Annotated in this window: 14 protein-coding genes and 1 tRNA gene; 11 read left to right on the forward strand and 4 right to left on the reverse strand. The window is 59.8% G+C overall.

The genetic code is table 11. The features are described 5' to 3' along the window. Positions 1–81: 81 nt before the first annotated feature. A complete protein-coding gene (locus tag NXS98_RS00005) occupies positions 82–1,536 on the forward strand; it encodes a BamB-related PQQ repeat family beta-propellar protein (protein ID WP_283846399.1) in 1,455 nt (484 codons plus the stop codon). A gap of 18 nt (positions 1,537–1,554) precedes the next feature. Here the strand turns inward: NXS98_RS00005 and dprA are convergent, their stop codons facing one another. The 3 genes from dprA to NXS98_RS00020 form a co-directional block, all read right to left on the reverse strand. Further along, positions 1,555–2,667, reverse strand: coding sequence for a DNA-processing protein DprA (gene dprA / locus NXS98_RS00010; protein WP_283846400.1), 1,113 nt, complete (start codon positions 2,665–2,667; stop codon positions 1,555–1,557). Positions 2,668–2,782: 115 nt separating this feature from the next. Then, on the reverse strand, positions 2,783–3,640 hold the full coding sequence (locus NXS98_RS00015) for a PIG-L deacetylase family protein (protein WP_283846401.1): 858 nt from the start codon (positions 3,638–3,640) through the stop codon (positions 2,783–2,785). Between the two features lie 30 nt (positions 3,641–3,670). Then, positions 3,671–5,113 (reverse strand): ROK family protein, encoded by a 1,443-nt coding sequence (locus NXS98_RS00020; RefSeq protein ID WP_283846402.1) that lies wholly within the window; start codon positions 5,111–5,113, stop codon positions 3,671–3,673. 127 nt (positions 5,114–5,240) lie between these two features. Here NXS98_RS00020 and NXS98_RS00025 point away from each other — a divergent pair, with 127 nt between their 5' ends. The 4 genes from NXS98_RS00025 (at position 5,241) to NXS98_RS00040 (ending at position 10,586) form a co-directional block, all read left to right on the forward strand. Beyond that, entirely contained in the window at positions 5,241–7,232 is a 1,992-nt protein-coding gene (locus NXS98_RS00025; protein ID WP_283846403.1) for a hypothetical protein, read from the forward strand. Positions 7,233–7,530: 298 nt separating this feature from the next. Beyond that, entirely contained in the window at positions 7,531–8,679 is a 1,149-nt protein-coding gene (locus NXS98_RS00030; RefSeq protein ID WP_283846404.1) for a hypothetical protein, read from the forward strand. A gap of 645 nt (positions 8,680–9,324) precedes the next feature. After that, the gene (locus NXS98_RS00035) at positions 9,325–9,786 is read left to right on the forward strand and encodes a hypothetical protein (protein ID WP_283846405.1); all 462 of its coding nucleotides are present in this window, start codon (positions 9,325–9,327) and stop codon (positions 9,784–9,786) included. Positions 9,787–9,791: 5 nt separating this feature from the next. Further along, positions 9,792–10,586, forward strand: coding sequence for a glycosyltransferase family 2 protein (locus NXS98_RS00040; protein WP_283846406.1), 795 nt, complete (start codon positions 9,792–9,794; stop codon positions 10,584–10,586). Between the two features lie 160 nt (positions 10,587–10,746). On the opposite strand, the gene NXS98_RS00045 is transcribed toward NXS98_RS00040, so the two are convergent. Then, a complete protein-coding gene (locus NXS98_RS00045) occupies positions 10,747–11,010 on the reverse strand; it encodes a hypothetical protein (protein ID WP_283846407.1) in 264 nt (87 codons plus the stop codon). A 173-nt stretch (positions 11,011–11,183) separates the two neighbouring features. Here NXS98_RS00045 and NXS98_RS00050 point away from each other — a divergent pair, with 173 nt between their 5' ends. The 6 genes from NXS98_RS00050 (at position 11,184) to NXS98_RS00075 (ending at position 17,401) form a co-directional block, all read left to right on the forward strand. After that, a complete protein-coding gene (locus NXS98_RS00050) occupies positions 11,184–13,004 on the forward strand; it encodes a putative glycosyltransferase family protein (protein ID WP_283846408.1) in 1,821 nt (606 codons plus the stop codon). 5 nt (positions 13,005–13,009) lie between these two features. Then, on the forward strand, positions 13,010–13,828 hold the full coding sequence (locus tag NXS98_RS00055; RefSeq protein ID WP_283846409.1) for a prepilin-type N-terminal cleavage/methylation domain-containing protein: 819 nt from the start codon (positions 13,010–13,012) through the stop codon (positions 13,826–13,828). Positions 13,829–13,994: 166 nt separating this feature from the next. Then, positions 13,995–15,209, forward strand: coding sequence for an aminotransferase class I/II-fold pyridoxal phosphate-dependent enzyme (locus tag NXS98_RS00060; protein WP_425499962.1), 1,215 nt, complete (start codon positions 13,995–13,997; stop codon positions 15,207–15,209). Between the two features lie 6 nt (positions 15,210–15,215). Next, entirely contained in the window at positions 15,216–16,202 is a 987-nt protein-coding gene (locus NXS98_RS00065) for an NAD-dependent epimerase/dehydratase family protein (protein WP_283846410.1), read from the forward strand. Positions 16,203–16,211: 9 nt separating this feature from the next. Continuing rightward, positions 16,212–17,165 (forward strand): phosphatase PAP2 family protein, encoded by a 954-nt coding sequence (locus NXS98_RS00070; protein WP_283846411.1) that lies wholly within the window; start codon positions 16,212–16,214, stop codon positions 17,163–17,165. A 160-nt stretch (positions 17,166–17,325) separates the two neighbouring features. Next, positions 17,326–17,401 (forward strand) — tRNA-Thr (locus tag NXS98_RS00075). Positions 17,402–17,453 lie beyond the last annotated feature (52 nt).

Genomic DNA, 17,453 nt, shown 5'->3' on the forward strand with positions numbered 1-17,453 from the left:
GCGCGAGCATTTCCGAATCGGAGTGGATGCGGCTTGACCTGCTGCGGTAAATCGGGGACATCAAAGACCGCAAGCAAAAACATGATGAGCAAGCAACGCGCATTCACATTCTGGCTCGGTAGCGTTGGCGTGTGGCTGGGGTGGGTCACCGTCACTTGGGCGGCGGTGGGGTGGCCGCAATTTCGCGGCCCGCAGGCGTCGGGGGTGGCCACGGGTTCATTTCCTACGGTCTTTGGCCCCAAGACCAACGTGCTCTGGCAGGTGGAGCTGCCGCAGGGCCATTCCTCGCCGTGCATCTGGGGGAATTACCTGTTCCTGACCGGGGTGGAGGGGGAGCGATTGGAGACGCTTTGCTTGAATCGGCAGGAGGGGCGCATTCTATGGCGGCAGGCGGTGATGCCGGATAAGCCGGAGCGCGGCATGGGGGCGATGGCGTCGCCCACGCCTGCCACGGATGGCCGGCGGGTGTATGTGTATTTTGGGGCGTTTGGCCTGGTGTGTTATGACTTTACGGGGAAGGAGATTTGGCGGCGGCCGCTGCCCACGCCCGTGACGCAGCATGGGTCGGGGGCCTCGCCGGTGGTGGCTCAGGGAATGGTGGTCATCAACCGCGATGCCGATGTGGACGCGCATCTGCTGGCCGTGAGCGCGGAGGATGGCCGTACGTTGTGGGAGGTGAAGCGGCCGGAAGTGCGCCGGGGTTTTTGCACGCCATTGCTGTGGCCGGCCGAGCAGCCGGAGTTGGTGATTCTGCCGGGGACGCTGCAACTGGCGGCGTATCGTTTGAAAGACGGCGCCGCGGTTTGGCGCGCCCGCGGTTTGCCCAATGAAATGGTGGCCTCGCCCATTTTTGGGGAAGGTCTGTTTTTTGCTGCGGGCTGGACACCTGGGGCCGGGATGCCGGTGCTGCCCGGCTTTGATGAGTTGTTGGCGCAAGGGGACCAGGACAAAGACGGCCGGTTGACCCGCGAGGAAGCGCCGGCGGGCCCGGCGCGCCGCGATTTCACCTACGTGGATGCGGACAAGGATGGATTCATCCAGCGCGCGGAATGGGAGTCCATCAAAGCGATTTACGAGAAGTCTGAAAACGCGCTGATTGCCGTGCGCCCCGGGGGTCAGGGGGACGTGACCGAAACGCATGTGGCCTGGAAGCAACACCGCGGCCTGCCGTATGTGCCCACGCCTCTGTATTACGAGGGACGGGTGTATCTGGTGAAGAACGGCGGTTTGTTCTCCTGTTATGAGGCGCGGACGGGGCGGGCCTTGTATCAGGAGGAGCGTTTGGGCGCGCTGGGGGATTATTATGCTTCGCCGGTGGCGGCGGGGGGCAAGATTTTGGTGTGCTCGCAACCGGGCATGGCGGTGGTAATCAAGGCCGGGGACACGCTGGAGGTGCTGGCGCGCAACGCGATGGGTGAACGCATCATGGCCACGCCGGCGGTGGTGGAGAATCGCCTCTATCTGCGCACGCAGGGCAAGCTTTACGCTTTTGGGGAAGCGATGGAAACGACGGCGCCGTCCTCCTCCTCGCCGTGAGGCGGGACGCGAGCCATGTCAGTGGCCGTCGTTTTTGATGTACAACCGCCCGGGCAACTGCCGGGCCAGGCGTTTCATCTCCAGCCCCAGGAGCGCCACTGAGACCACCGAGGCGGGCAGGCCGCTGCGGTAAATGAGGTCATCCACGGGCGTTTCCTCGGCGCTCAAAAGTCCCAGCACTTTCTGCTCGGTCTCGGTCAATTCCAGCAGCGGCAGCACGCCGGTTTCGGCGGGGGAAGGCGGCCGGTTGGAGGCGGGAAAGAGGTATTCAAATTCGCCCAGGATGTCCTCGGCATTTTCGCAGAGTTTGGCCCCTTTTTTGATGAGGTCGTGGCAACCTTTGCTGCTGGGGGAGTCCACCCGCCCCGGCACGGCAAACACCTGCCGCCCGTAATCGGCGGCGAAGTTGGCGGTAATCATGGCGCCGCCGTTCAGGCCGGTTTCCACCACCACCGTGCCCAGGGTCATGCCGGCGATGATGCGATTGCGGATGGGAAAGGTTTGTTTGTCGGCGGGGCGGTTGAAGGGGAATTGAGTTAGCAGGGCGCCATTGGCGGCGATGCGCTCAAACAGCTCTTTGTTTTCCGGCGGGAACACGAGGTTGATGCCGGTGCCGAGCACGCAGAGGGTGCGGCCTCTGGCGTTGAGGGCGCCCAAGTGGGCGGCGGTGTCAATGCCGCGCGCTCCGCCACTGACGACGGTCACCCCCACATAGGCGAGCTGGAAGGCCAGTTTCTTGGCGGTTTCAATGCCATAATGAGTGGCATGGCGGGAGCCTACCACGGCCACGGCGTTGCGGTCCTTGGGCAGCATCTGGCCCTTGACGTAGAGCACCAGCGGCGGGTCGTAGATTTCCTTGAGGGAGGGCGGATACTCTTCATCCTCGGCAGTGACCAGCCGGCAGCCAAACTCTTCGCAGCGGCGCAGTTCGGCGGCCAAATCCACGTTTTTTTCCCAGGCGGTGATGGCGCGGGCAGTTTCTTCGCCAATGCCGTGCACCTGGCAGAGCTGATGAAAAGAGGCGCTCAGAATGGCTGCCGGCTCGCCGAAGTGCTGGAGGAGGTGACGCACCCGCACGGGGCCGATGCCGTCCAACAGATTCAGCGCCACCAGCGCTTCCCGGTTATCCATGCCTGAGAGAACTACGGGATGCGCGCCGCAGCGGCAAGCTCAAAGAGCGGCGGTTTTGGCTGGAAAACCGGCGGCAGGAAGGATGGATTTCCTTGCGCCGGCATGCCGGGCAACTTCAAGCACCCAGCAAGAGGTGCGGCTTTTCCGCCAGTGACAGAAAGCGTCCCCCCTCCCATTTGGCCTGTGGCTGGCCGTCGCGCCAGGCGCGCAGGCGGTAGAGGGTGGCGAAGGTGAAGGCGGGGGCGGCGCCGCCCTGACCACCCACCACTTCGCCGCCGCGGCGCACGTTGTCCATCATCCAGGCGGGCAGGGAGAGGTGATAGGGATTGCGCTGCACTTCGCCCACATGGAAGGTGAGCGCGGTGATTAGGTCGCCCAAATCTTGCGCCGAGATTTCCACCATCAGGTTGGGGGCGGCCATGGGCGCCCAATACTCGGTTTCCACCAGGTCGCAGACAAAACCGGGAAGGGTGCGCAGGGCATCCATGACCAGATGATGCACGCCAATATGGGTGCTGTTCCAGTCGGCATCGTGCGGGAAGAAAATGGCCCGGGGTTGCTCGCGTTGCAGAATTTGCGCAATGACCGTCACGCACTGCTGCCAATGTTGCGGCTCCTGGCTGCGGGTTTTGGGATTGATTTTTTCCAGGCCGGTGGGGGCGGTTTGAATCAACTCAAAGCCGATATGTTGGCAGCAATTTTTTAATTCCTCCCAGCGGGCGGCCTGCCGGGCCTTGTTGCTGCCCTGCGTCACGGCCACATTGATGATACGCCAACCTGATTCACGCATCAGCCGCAAGGCCAGCCCGCCGATGATGACCTCGTCGTCCGGGTGGGGCGAAAAAATCAGCGCTTTGGGGGCATCGGGCGCCAGCGCGGGGCGGGGCAGGGGGGCGAAACCGCCCAGGGGATAATGTTTGGCTTCGGTCAACAGCCGGGCCAGACCGGCAACTAATTGATGATAGGGAGTCATCAGGTTTGGCGATAATTCACGAATTGTTCATCAGCGGCCACTGGGCGGAGTATGGCCAGCGTGGCCCTCCACCACCGGCAGGCTGGCGGCAGCAATGGCCTGGCCATGGCGTTTTTCCGTTTCCCCGGGGACATGAAAGGCCAGGCGTCTGGCGAGGTCCGGAAACTCCGCCTGCAGCACTTCCTGCGCGCCACGGATGATTAAGTCGCCGCCGGCGCCGGAAGTGACCCGGCCCAACACCAGCACATTTTCGATGGTGTAAAAAGCGGCGTAGTGCGCCAGCGCATAGCCCAGATAAGTGCCAATGGTTTGATAGACCGGCACGGCGCGGGGGTCGCCCTGGGCCATCAAACTTTGCAGCAGCTTCAACCGCTCCGGAAACGGCATCCCGGCGGGGGTTTCAATCCCGGCTCTGGGCAGGAGACGGGCCACCGCCTGTTGGGAAAAATACTGCACCCCGCATCCCCGGTCTTTGCTCCATTCATCCACTGGGGCATCTGGCGCGTAGTCCACCGGCATGAAGGCTACTTCGTTCAGCCAGGTGGTGATATTGCCCGCCGGGGTGACATACCCCCCGGCCATGCTGGTGCCCATGGCGATGCCCAACACGGCATTGCGCTCCAGGGCCATGCTACCCGCCAGGGCGGTGACCTCACCATCGTTGACCACCTCCAGGGGGATGTTGTTCCACGCCCGCCGGATTTCCAGAAACAGGTCTTTGACGCGGCTTTGGAATAAATCCGGCGGCACGCCGCGAAACAGGGAGGCGACTTTGACGCGGTTGTTCACGTACACACCGGCAGCGCTGCCGCCAATGGCGTCCACGCGCGGCAGGTGTTGGGCGGCCCGGCGGAGGGAGTCCATGATGCCGTCAAAATGATATTGGGGGTCGCGCTGGGGAACGGGGTCCCAAACGACTTCCTCGCTGAAAACCACTTTTCCGTCTATGACGGCCGCGGCTTTGCGGTCGCTGCCGCCCAAATCGAATCCGATGCGGCAGCCGTTTAAGTGCCGTCCCAAGGGGCGCGTCACCGCCCGCTCGGGAGGCAGGCTGGTGGTATCGGTGGCCACCACTTCAAAGGGACGTTCATAGATTCGCTGCCCCATGATTTCAGCGTCAAACCGTCCGGTGACCGTTTGCCGATAGTGCCAATCCAGGTCCGCGGCCAGGGAAGGAGGGCCGGCCACGTACACCCGGAAGCCGCCCCGGGACCAGAGCAGGAATTTCACCAGCCGCTCGACGAATGGCAGGTTGGCTGCCGCTTGGGGATGCTGCGCCGGCAGAATGCGGGTGCGGTGGTGATAGACCGAGCCATCGGCCTGCTCCAGCGCCAAGGTCACGCTTTCGCCGCCACCGGCTTCGTGCACGGCTTGCTGGAATGCGCGATGCGCCAGCACTGCCGGCCGGAAATCCGGGTCCAAGGCTGGCTGAAAACGCGGGGGCGTCAAAAAGTGTGCCAAAGCTTGTGCCATGCAGGCAGTCAAAAAAAAATTATGGCTTCCGGCAAGCCCTTTTGCCGTGGCTTTTTTTAAGACATCGCCGGGCCGGGGTTGAATCTTGGATTGCCAAGCGCCCAAGTTATTATTCTAATTCGGCCTCATGCTGACCCAACGGATTACGGCCCTGGCTTATGGTGTTTTGCTGGTGCTGGTGATTTCGCGAGGCGGGCAAGAAGGAGGTTATTATTCCTGCAGTACCATTTACCGCGAGCAGATGGAGGCTTTCCTGGCCGGGCGGCTGGCTTTGAGCGATAACGTTCTGGCGGCACGCCATGATTTAACCTGGTCAGAGGGTGGGGTGCATCAAGTATGGGGGTTGGGCGTGCCGGTGTGGCGGCTGCCTTGGGAATTGGCGGCGCGGGCGGCGGGCTTTGCGGCCTTTCCCGATTTGTTCGCCGTGGGCCTTTTTGGCGCCCTTGCCGCCTATGCCGTGCTGAGCGCTTTTTGGGGGAGAACGGAGGAAAATTGGGACACTGCGATGCCTTTTTTGGCCAGTAGCGCGGCCATGAGCGGCTCCACCCTCATTTTGCTGATGTTTCCGGCCCTTTTTGGCCTGCTATCCGCCCGTTTTGATATTTATGAGGAGGCGGTGGTGTATGAGTATTTTTACGCCTTGATTTTGCTGGCCGTGCTGGCGCGGCTGGCGCAACGACCGGGGAATCAGTGGTGGTACGCGCTGTGCCTGCTGGCGGGCTTGGGCGGTTTCATACGTCCACCGCTGGTGTTCTATGGCGGGGCAGCGGTCATGGTGGGCGCAGGGGTGTGGTGGTGGGGGCGGCGGTGTGCTTTGCCGGGGAATGCTGTGAAGACGGAGGCAGCTTCCCCTGGCATTGCTCCAGCGCCACAGGCGGTTGCGCCAGCGGCGGCATCCCCGGCAAATCGCGGCGTCGAATGCCGCAACGGCTGGCGCGCGCTGGCGCTGGGACTGGTGTTGTTTGGACTGGGCGGGGCGTTGTTGTTTTTTACCAACCTGGCGCGGTTCGGCAGCGGGTTTGAATTCGGCCACCGGCTTAATTTGCAGGATCTTTACGGCTCAATGTACGCGACGCGGTTTGATCACCCGTACCAACAGGAGCCGGTGTGGTCCGCCAGCCGGGAAATGCTGGGGCTGCTGTTTTTTACCCGCGATTTGAACGGCAGTGATTTTTACCGAAAGAAATTCTTCCCTGGCCAATCGCCCACCGTGCGATGGCGGGAGATGTACCTGACGGCGTATAACCCGTGGTATTGGCCGTGGCTGGCTGGCGGATTGGTGGCGATGGCCTTTGCGGGCATGGCCTGGTGGCGTCGGTACCGGCAGGGGGCCAAAGTTCCGGCGCATGCACGGGTCATCGCGGCGCTGGGCGCGTGGGGCGCACTGGCCGGCGTCATGTTGTTTGGCTTTTACCTGCGCAACAGTGTGATCTCGTCACGTTACCTGCTGGATTTCATGCCAGCCTTCGGGGCCTTGATAGTGGCCGGCTGGCTGGGGTGGTGCGCGTGGGTGGGGGTGCGCCGGGCAGGCAGCCTGTTGCTGCTACTTTCCTGGGTCGTATTATGTGGTTGGACATTCTGGCAAATCCAATCCCTGCGCAGCACTTATGGCCCGCCACGGCTATTGACGTGGCCCGAGGTGCAGCAGCGGATGGACCACCAACAGGTTGAGGCCGCCCGAATACGTCCCGCACTGCCCTCTCAATATGATGCCAACACGCGGTTTGAAGACTACCTGATACCCTATAATGGTGGGGGTTGGGACTTGAAGACCGGCGCGGTACGGTGCCTGATTATCTTGTTCATGGAAGACCCGCAATACTTGGAACTGACGGTGCGGCAGGATCACGAGGATTGGGAGAAAGCACCGCCGCAGCACGTGCGCGCAAAAATCGGGCTGGAGTTGCTGGAGCGGGAAAGCATTGCCAAGGGCGAGGATGGCTGGGTGGTGCGGTTTCGCGGCCCGCAGAAGCGACGGTATCAGCGGGGGCTGCAGGTGGGATTTGTCGTATTTGTGCCGAATACACAATTGGCCGAACCCATGACGAGATGGCGGCTAATTAAGGCCAAATGGCGTAATGAACAGGGCCGTTCAGAAGGTGTAGAAATGGGAAAATGAAAATGAATAATTTTTCTGTTTGGCGATGAACAATACTCATAAACCACTGATGGCAAGCATGATATAAAATCTTATTTTTTTCAATAAAAAGTGTTGACAAGCGTGTTTTTTTTTTTTTTTTTTAGGTTGCGTCGCGTAAATCCACCTTGCTGTTCATCGTCTGCCGGGTGGTGGACGGTGAAAGGTGCGCGGAAGGAGAACGGCTGAAGAATCGGGCGCGTGCTGGACTGGCGGAGGGAGACGAGAGGTGTGAGTGTCCCAAGCTCAGGTGTAGCCAAAAGTTTACGAGGCCAAAGTTATGGGGGCGATGTCCATGGAGAGAAACCTGATTGGCATGATGCTGGCGCTGGCAGTCATGAGTTGGTGGGCGGGCTTGGGCATGGGAGCTGAGGGGGAAGACCGGCCAGTTTTTCAAACGCATTATGCCGTCACGGGACATTGGACAGTCTCATACGTGATTAGCAACCGACATACCGTTGACAGCTATTGTTATCCCTTTACCTTGCAACGGCTGGGGAATCAATGGCGCATGAAAGTTGCCTCTGGAACCAACGGGTTTAAAACTTATTATGATGTTGGTTGTGATGGAACCAACATCTATATGGTGCACCATGATCTTCTCAGCACCAACATACCCAAGGACAGGAATTCAGCGCTAGTGTATCCCGGAATAATATGCACGGAACTCAGTGGCGAAATGGTATGGTTTGCGTTCTGTCGTGACACGGTGCCCACGAACGATAAGCCAACAATCCCAAAGCCCAACATGTATAGCAGCATTAACCACTATGCGCATATTTATCTTCACGGAAGCGAGGTTAAATACGTTGGAGATGAGGTGATTGAAAATGGGTGGTTTGTCGTGAACAAGGAACGCTTGGACAAGGCGCTTCTGTCACCTTATTTGCTGACAAAGCAAAAGATTCTTGGGGGCGGATATCCCCATCCGCCGGGCACTACCAATCTCGTTTATCAGGCGATTTTTCGGAGAGGTCGAGATGGCATGTTTTATCAACATCACTTCAAGGCGACAGTGGTTGGGTCAAGTAAACTCCATCCAGAAATGGAAGGCTTTGCCCTGCCCGATACCAACAAGATATCTCATTTTTCCTTCGAGTATGTGTATGTTGACTTGAATGAAAAGGAATTTAGCTGCTACCCGGTGACGGGCCGGATGCTGGATATCATTGATTATCGGCTGTGGGACAAGGAAAAACAGATGTTCACGCACCTGTACAAAAGCACGAATTTCCTGGGGACAAATGAGCTGGATAAGGCGGCCTATGTGCTGGATATGGCCAAGCTTAGGGAGGAGAAGAAACGCGGAAAAAGAGTGATGGCCTCTAAACTGCCTTTGGTACTGACCTTGATTGCGGTGTTGTTGGGGCCACTGGGGTGGTGGCTCCTTGCAGTCAAAAAACAAAGGAAAAACGCAGAAAAAACCTAGAGAGGAGAGAAACACTATGAAGAAAATATGGTTAATGATTGTGTTGGTGCTGGCTAGCGGCATAACTGTATCAACAGCGGCTAGATTTTTAAGGTGCCAATTATACCAAGATGCCATCGTGGCAATGAATTGCGGCTCTCCATTTAGTGCCTGTCCAGGGAACTGCCTCATTGATAGACATACCATCAATCCAGCGCCTCCGCCGCCTTTCGGGTTGCCGCCCGCTGGATTACCAGAAGGTATAGTTGGAGGAATGTGCACTATGGGAGCAATTTATGATACATGCAATTCAATTATGCCTAACTGGCTTGTGACCCGTACACGATGGAGCGTTCGGTGCCTGACAACGGCAAGTTCATGCCAATGCGATCCAAATAATGCAATCGGCCAAGTTTTTTCCACGCCGTTGGTTGCTGATTGCTTTTGATGTATCGAAAGGGTGAGCGGCGGTTGTTTGTAGGAATCACGGCACACCCAGCGTGGTTTAGATGCATCTGCACTTGTTGGGATGAGATTTCCGCAAAGGGGGGGCGGCCTTTGCTGGGACGCAGGTAAAATCCAAGCCGCTGTGAGCGGAAATAAACCTTTGGCAGAGCGACCTGAAAATCGAACACGAAATTAGTGTGGGGTGATATCCTTCTTCATATGCGAATTGAGGACCTTTTCCTTAAATCTGCGGCCGTGATTTTGGCGGTTACGGCAATGTGCAAGCTGATAAGTGTTGCAGGCGAGGCGAAAGTGATGGCCTTGGCGGACCCGGTATTTCGTTTTATCAGCCTGCGGCAGTTGCTGCTGGTTACGGCACTTGCGGAAGGGGCAGTGGCCTGGTATGTGTGGAAAGGCAAAGAATCCGCCGCCAAGAGTTTCCTAGTATTGTGGCTGTGCGGTATGTTCATTGGCTATCGGCTTGGCCTGTGGTTGATGAACTACAAGGGCTGCTCCTGTGTGGGCACGGTGACGGAGTGGCTGCCGGTGCCACCGGCGACAGTGGACTGGGTCATGAAAGTCGTTCTAGCCTATCTGACGGCTGGTTCCGCCGTCTGTTTCTGGAAGACATTTCTCAAGGGTGATACAAAACAGACCGTTGGGCACCAGCCTGCCGGGTAACTTTTGTGGAGCGCCATTCGTATTCGCCCGCTGACCGGGACAAGGGCTGTCGGGTCCCCGGCTCATCCCCTCCCTCTCTCTCCATTGTCATTCCGGTGTACAATGAAGCCCGGAGTGTGGAATTGGTGTTGGAGCGGGTACTGGCGCAGTATTTTGTGGCGGAGGTGGTGGCGGTGGATGATGGGAGCACGGATGGGAGTTGGGGGGTGATGCGCGGGTGGGAGGCGAGGGATGGGCGGGTGCGGCTGGCGCGGCACGAGCGCAACCGCGGGAAGGGGGCGGCGGTGCGGACGGGTTTGGCGCTGGCCACGGCGCCAGTGGTGGTGGTGCAGGACGCTGACCTGGAATATGACCCGGCGGACTTGGGGCCGATGCTGGAGTTGATTTTGAGCGGCAAGGCGGACGTGGTGTATGGGAGCCGGTATGCCGATGGGCGGCGGGGGGTGGGGCCGTTGTGGCATACGTTGGGGAACAAGGCGCTGACGCTGTTTTCCAACTTGTGCACTGGGCTGTGGCTGAGCGACGAGGCGACGTGTTACAAGATGTTCCGGCGGGAGTTGGTGCCGCGGCTGGAGCTGCGGGAGGAAGGGTTTGGATTTTGCCCGGAGTTCACGGCCAAGGTGAGCCGGTTGGGGTTGCGGGTGATGGAGGTGCCGATAACGTATCATGGGCGGAGCCGGGCGGAGGGGAAGAAAATCCGGCTGCGACATGGCGTGGAAGCCCTTTGGTGTCTGGTGAAGTACAGCCGTTGGCGGCCTACGGCGGGGGCCATGGGCGGGGCGCGCTCGGCAACTGAATGACCCCCACAAGGTGGAATGGGGCTGTCAATAAGTGGCGCAGAGAAATAAGGCGGGGCCAAAGATGGGCGGGAGATGACGGGGTAAGCGGCGGTGGTTGAATGAGCAGGTGGTGGTGGCGGAAAAACATGCCTCATGGTGTTGACGGGCACTATTTTTCATATTATGCGTTGGTAATAGCACCTTGCTGTTCATCGTCTGCCGGGTGGTGGGCGTTGAAAGGTGCGCGGAAGGAGAACGGCTGAAGAAACGGGCGCGTGAATAAAAATATTCGAAGGAGAGGAAATATTGGTGGCAGGCTATAAAGATTACCAGGGAGATATTTCATGCGATGCTTAGCCGCTAGTGGGAATTTGAAAGCCAGCAGATTGGCGGCTGGAGTATGCATATTAATGTTCGTAACCCTGTTGGAGGTTAATTCAGCCATTTTCCAAGTTGGAGGACTGGCCATTCGGCGTGGTTACGATCCTGAGGATATGGTTTATAAGGAAGCACAAATCAGCTTTCGTGCCATAGTTTCCAATGAATGCTGGCGGATTGATATCATAAATAAAAGTGGCAGAGGCTCTTCAATTTCAACGGACGGCAGATACTTTTATTATGCATTATCTCCATATCATAAGCGCGGGCAGGCCAGCTCATGGGCGCGCGGAGGGTCATGGGGGTGGCGGTCAAGTAAAACCATGGTTGGCGGTGGTGCTTTTGCTGGCGCTGGCACTGGTGGGGGGCGGGGTGATGCTGGGGCGGGGATTTGGGACCGCGCAGCATGACGGGAAGTTTCACACTATCTGGAGCGAGAATTTTTCCCGGCAATTATGGGGAGGCGAGGTGTATCCCCGATGGTTGATGGATTTGAATGGGGGGTTGGGGAGTCCGGCTTTTTATTATTATCCGCCGGTGCCGTTTTACGCGACGAGCTTGTTGCGCCCGGTGTTTGGGGAGGAGGGGGCGAGCGGGCGGATGCTGGGGGCGGGGGCGGTGGTGGCGTTGTGCTTGAGCGGGTTGATGGCCTGGGGATGGCTGCGGCGGCGGGTGAGCGAGTGGGCAGCGCTGGCGGGGGCCGGGGCCTACGTGCTCGCGCCGTATCATCTGGCTGCGGATTTATATGTGCGGGGGGCGTACGCCGAGTTGTGGGCTTTTGCGTGGTTGCCGCTGGTACTGGCCGGAGTGGATTGCATGGCAGACGGGCGGGGGCGGGCGCGGGGGCTGGTCTTGCTGGCGTGCGGGTATGGGTTATTGGTAGCCACGCATCTTCCCACGACGCTGCTGTTTTCGCCGGTGCCGTTGGTCTATGCCTGGTGTGTGGGTGGGCGGGGGGCATGCTGGAGGTTGGCGGCGTGGACGATGGCGGGGCTGGGGTGGGGTGCGGGGTTGGCGGCGGTGTATGTGTTGCCCGCCATGACGTTGCAGGAATACATATCCATGAGCGCGCTCACCAACTCGCCGAATTTGCAATATGACCGGAACTTTTTGCTGACGGCGCTGCATCCCGAGGGTGAGGCGTTTCGGGCGGCGTTGTTTTGGCAGGTGTTGGGGACGTTTGCGGTGGGGGCGTGGGGCTTCGTGATGGCGGGGCGGATGGAAGACTTGGGGCTGCGGCGTCGGGTGGTGTGGGGCGTGGTCGTGCTATACGCGACATTGTTCCTGATGCTGCCGCTGAGCGAGCCGGTGTGGAGGCATGTGCCGCGGCTGAAACTGGTGCAATTCCCCTGGCGAGCCACAGCCATACTGACCTTGGCGGCGTGCTGGCTGATGGCGGCCGGGTTGCACCAGTGGCGGCAGGGCGGCGGGTGGTGGAAAGGGGTGATGTTGGGTGGGATGGTGGTGCTGCTGGCGGGGTGGGGATGGATGGATTATCAGGCGATTCGGCACTTTGCGCGGCATCACCAAAGCCCGCCTGCCGAGTGGCTCACGCGGCAGGAGGACGCCACAGAATATTTGCCGGCATGGGTGGCGGAGCCGTTGGGGCAGATATTGGAGGGGCTGGAGGTCAACCGGGAGCCGGAGCGAGTGAAGCATTACACCGATGGCACCCTGCCGTTGTTGCCGCGGATGGGGCTGGTCCAGGACCAGGCGCGTCTGGCGGTGGTGTTTGAGCAAGGGCGCGGGCGGGTGGTAATCCGGGAATGGCATCCGCGGCGTGTGCAGATTCTGGTGGAGGCGGGGGAGCCAGTCACGTTGCAGGTCAGCCAGTTTTATTTTCCGGGATGGAAGGCCTGGCGCGGGGTATCGCCGGTGGAGGTGCGGCCGGCGTCGTCGAGCGGGTTGATGCAGGTGGACCTGCCCGCCGGGCATCACACCCTGAGGCTGGCCCGGAGACTTTTGCCGGTGGAATGGGTGGGGTGGGGGGTGACGTTGGTTTCGGGATTGGCAGCGGTGTTGGTTTGGATAAACTCACGGCGCACACAGCCACGAAAATGAAACGCATGGCAAAGAGGCCAACCAAGGGGCGGGCGTTCACCCTGATTGAGCTGATGGTGGTGGTGTTGATTATTGCCGTGCTGGTGGCGTTGTTGCTGCCGGCGCTGGCGGCGGCCAAGCAGCGGACGCGGACTGTCCAATGTGTCAATAATCACCGGTCGCTGGTGTTGGTCTGGCAGTTGTATTGCGACGATTACCATGGCCGGCTGCCATGGACGGTGGACGACGGCGACGGGCTGCCATTTACCAACTGGGTGGCGGGCCACTTGCGCAATCCGCTGGAGGCGACCAACGCGGCCTTGTTGGTGGACCCCAAGCGTTCGCTGTTGGCGCCGTATGTCACCCATCCGGGCCTGTATAAATGCCCCGCCGATCCGTCCCCCCTGGTGCGCAGCGTGAGCATGAACAACCGGCTGAACCCGGTGCGCTTTCTCAAGCCGGTGCTGGTCATTGGGGGATATGGCACCAATTTCATGGTTTATCGGCAGCAGAGCGACATCCGGGAGCCGTCGCGCATCTTTGTGTTTTTGGATGAACGCTACGACAGCATCAACGAGGGCAATTTTGCGGTGGATTTGAGCAACACCGGCACGTTCGACGGGCATGGGGTGCCCACGCCGTATTGGTGGCTGGACACGCCGTCCGGGTACCATCACCAAAGTGTGAACCTGTCTTTTGTGGACGGCCGGGTGGAGACGCACCGGTGGCAGGAGCGCACGACGCTGGGGCCGATTGGGGTGACCGGTTTCCGCCGCACCAGCAGCACCGACCGGGACATATCGTGGCTGCAATTCCACACGGCCGAGCCGGTGGCGGGGCGTTGAGGGAGGCCGGGGGAAGGGGGGGGGCAGGGAGGTGTGGAGGTGGCTGGTGGGCGAGGGGCTTAATAATTTTGATTGAATAAATAACCCCAACTTGCGACACAAAAGGCCGGCTTATATGAGTCGGGACACTTATTCGCCCATAATTGAGCAGGGGCTGGGGGCTAAAATGACGCCGGCCGGCACGCAAGGGACAGCGGATTTGCCGCTGTTCGACAAGGTGCGCGCGTTCAAAAGCGCGGAGCAAGTGCGGGCCGCCGGGTTGTATCCATATTTCCGGATGATTTCCTCGGCGCAGGATACCGAGGTCATCATGAACGGCCGGAAGGTCTTAATGCTGGGCTCCAACAGCTATCTGGGGTTGACCAATCATCCCAAAATCAAGGAGGCCGCCATGGCGGCGGTGGCCAAATATGGCAGCGGTTGTGCGGGGTCACGCTTCCTGAACGGCACGCTGGATTTGCACATTGAGCTGGAGGAGGCGCTGGCCCGGCTGGTGAACAAGCCGGCAGTGCTGCTCTACAGCACGGGTTTTCAGGTCAATTTGGGCGTTATCAGCGTCATGGCCGGCAAGGATGAATACATCCTGGCGGATAAAAGCAATCACGCCAGCCTGGTGGAGGGGTGCCGGCTGGCCTTGGGGGATTACTCGCGTTTTGCGCATAATGACATGGCCGCCTTGGAGGCGCGCCTGCAAAAGCTGCCCCCGGAAGCGGGCAAGTTGATTGTGGTGGACGGTGTCTTCAGCATGGAGGGGGACATCATCAATTTGCCGGAGGTTTGCCGGCTGGCCCGGGAACACCGCGCGGCGGTGATGGTGGATGATGCGCATGGCATCGGGGTGCTGGGGCCGCAGGGGGCGGGGACGGTGGCCCACTTTGGGCTGACGGACGAGGTGCAATTCATCATGGGCACGTTCAGCAAGTCCCTGGCCAGCCTGGGGGGCTTCATTGCCTCGGATGCCGCCACCATAGACTACTTGAAGCATCACTCGAAGACGGTGATTTTCAGCGCGAGCATGAGTCCGGCCAATGCGGCGGCGGTGCTGGCGGCGGTGAAGATTATGCAGAGCGAGCCGGAGCGAATTGAGCGCTTGTGGCATAACACGGAGCGGATGAAGAAGGGGTTGTTGTCGCTGGGGTTTGATTTGGGCGGGTCGCAGACGCCGATTTTGCCGGTGTACATCCGGGATTTGCTGAAGACGTTTCAGTTCTGCAAGCGGCTGGAGCAGGAGGGGGTGTTTGTGAATCCGGTGGTTTCGCCCGGCATCCCGCCGGGGATGGAGCTGTTGCGGGTGAGCCTGATGGCGACGCATACGGACGCGCAAATTGATTTTGCCCTGGACAAGTTTGCCAAGGTGGGGCGTGAGCTGGGCATCATCTAGCAGGCCATGAAAGTGCTGTTGACCGGCGCCAGCGGGCTGGTGGGCAGCCACGTGCTGGACCGCCTCGTCCGGGAACAAGTGCCGGTGCGGCTGCTGCTGCGCGCATCCAGTCCCCGCCAGTGGATTGCTTCGCATCTTTCTAAAGTCGAGATTCACGAGGGCGCGCTGGATGCTCCCCAAACGTTGGAGTCAGCGCTGGAGGGAATCACCCATGTCATTCATTGCGCCGGCGCCACCAAGGCCCTGGACCGGGAGGGATATTTCCGGGTGAATCACGCGGGCACGTTAAATCTGGTGGCGGCCATCAACCGGCAGGCTTCCCAGGTGCAGCGGCTGGTGCATGTTTCCAGCCTGGCGGTCACCGGCCCCGCCACGGCTGCCCGGCCGGCGCGGGAAACGGATCCGCCGCGTCCGCTGACCGATTACGGTCAAAGCAAACTGGCGGCGGAGCAGGTGGTGCGGGAGCAATGCCGGGTGCCGTCGGTGATTTTGCGTCCGCCGGGGGTGTATGGGCCGAGGGATGGAGAATTTTTCAAATTATTCAAGGCGGTGCAACGCGGTTTGCTGCCGTGTTTTGGGGGAGGGCGCCAGCAATTGAGCCTGGTTTACGCGCCAGATTTGGCGGCGGCGATTGTGCATTGCCTCACGCAGGAAGGGGCGGTGGGGCAGGTGTTGCATGTGGCGCATCCGGAGGTGGTGAGCGCCCGCCAGCTTGGTGAGATGGCGGCCCGGTTTTTACAGGTCAAGCCGGTGCCGCTGGTGTTGCCCACCGCGGCTTTGTGGCCGGTATGTGTGGTGCAGGAAATCATCAGCCAGGTGACGCGCCGGCCGCACGTGGTGAATTTGCAGAAATACCGGGAACTGGCGGCCCCCGGGTGGGTGTGCGATGTCAGCCGGCTGCGGGAGCTGACGGGGTTCAGCGCGACAACTTCGGTGCAGGAAGGGGTGCCCGCCACGCTGGAATGGTACCGTCAGGCGGGCTGGCTGAAATAAGGGGAGTCCATGCGGCATTATCGTTTCATTGATTACGCCACCCAGGGTTACTTGGCCCTGGTGGGGTTGTTGATTTTGTTTTTTCACAACCAGACCGTGCCCCAGTGGCGGTGGCTGGTGCTCGGCCATGCGGGACTGGTGGCGGTGATTCACTGGATGATTGTGGCGGAGGGGACCGGCCGGCATGGGTTTCTGTTGTACCTCCTGCGGCATTTTTATCCCATTCTGCTGTACGTGCCGATATACAATGAAACGGGGCATTTGAATCAAATGTTTGCCCGCGGCATGCTGGACCCGTGGTTTATTCGCGTGGAAGAGTGGATTTTTGGGATGCAGCCCAGCCTGGTATTCATGGAGCGGCTGCCGTATTACTGGGTGAGCGAGGTGTTTTACATTTCCTATTTTTCTTATTATCTCATGATTACCGGCTGCGGGCTGGCGCTGTTCCTGCAGGGCCGGCAGCAGTTTTTCCATTATATCTCGCTGGTGTCGGTGGTGTTTTACGCCTGTTTCCTGGTGTACATCTTTTTGCCGGTGGTGGGGCCGCGGATATTTTACCGGGAGCTGGGGGACTTTGGCCTGCCGGCGGGGGTTATGCCGGCGCATGTGCCGGAATTTCCGGCGGCGGTGCAGGAGGGGCTGTTTTACCAGATTATGGCGCTGATTTATCGCCATTTTGAGACGCCCGGCGCGGCGTTTCCCAGCAGCCATGTGGCGGTGGCGGTGACGACGCTGTATTTTTCCTTCCGGTATTTGCCGGCGATTCGCTGGATGCATGCGGTAGTGGTGGTGTTATTGTGCCTGAGCACGGTCTATTGCCGGTATCATTATGCGGTGGACGTGCCGGCGGGGCTGGTGATGGCGGGGGTGATGATTGGGGTGGGCAACTGGCTGATGGGGCGGGTGGAGGGGCCGGAAGCGGTGGGGCGGGCCGAAGCGGGGCCGGTGGAGAAAAAATCTTGAAAAAAACCTTTGACAAGGTTTTGGCAAAGGCGTAATTTCCCGCCCGTCATTGGGCCTTAGAACAGGACGACTCTGTTAGTCCCTGTGAATTTTTGGGAAAAGCCACAGGGTCTGACGGTGGTTTTGTCTTTTACAATGACAGGAAAGTGACGCATGGAATGCCCATGTAGCTCAGTTGGCAGAGCGCGTCCTTGGTAAGGACGAGGTCATCAGTTCAATCCTGATCATGGGCTCCATGTCAAAATCTGCGCCGGCTGTAGCGGCTGGCCTGAGTTGAAAAACCGAAAA

Source organism: Fontisphaera persica (assembly GCF_024832785.1).
Classification (GTDB): Bacteria; Verrucomicrobiota; Verrucomicrobiia; order Limisphaerales; family Fontisphaeraceae; genus Fontisphaera; species Fontisphaera persica.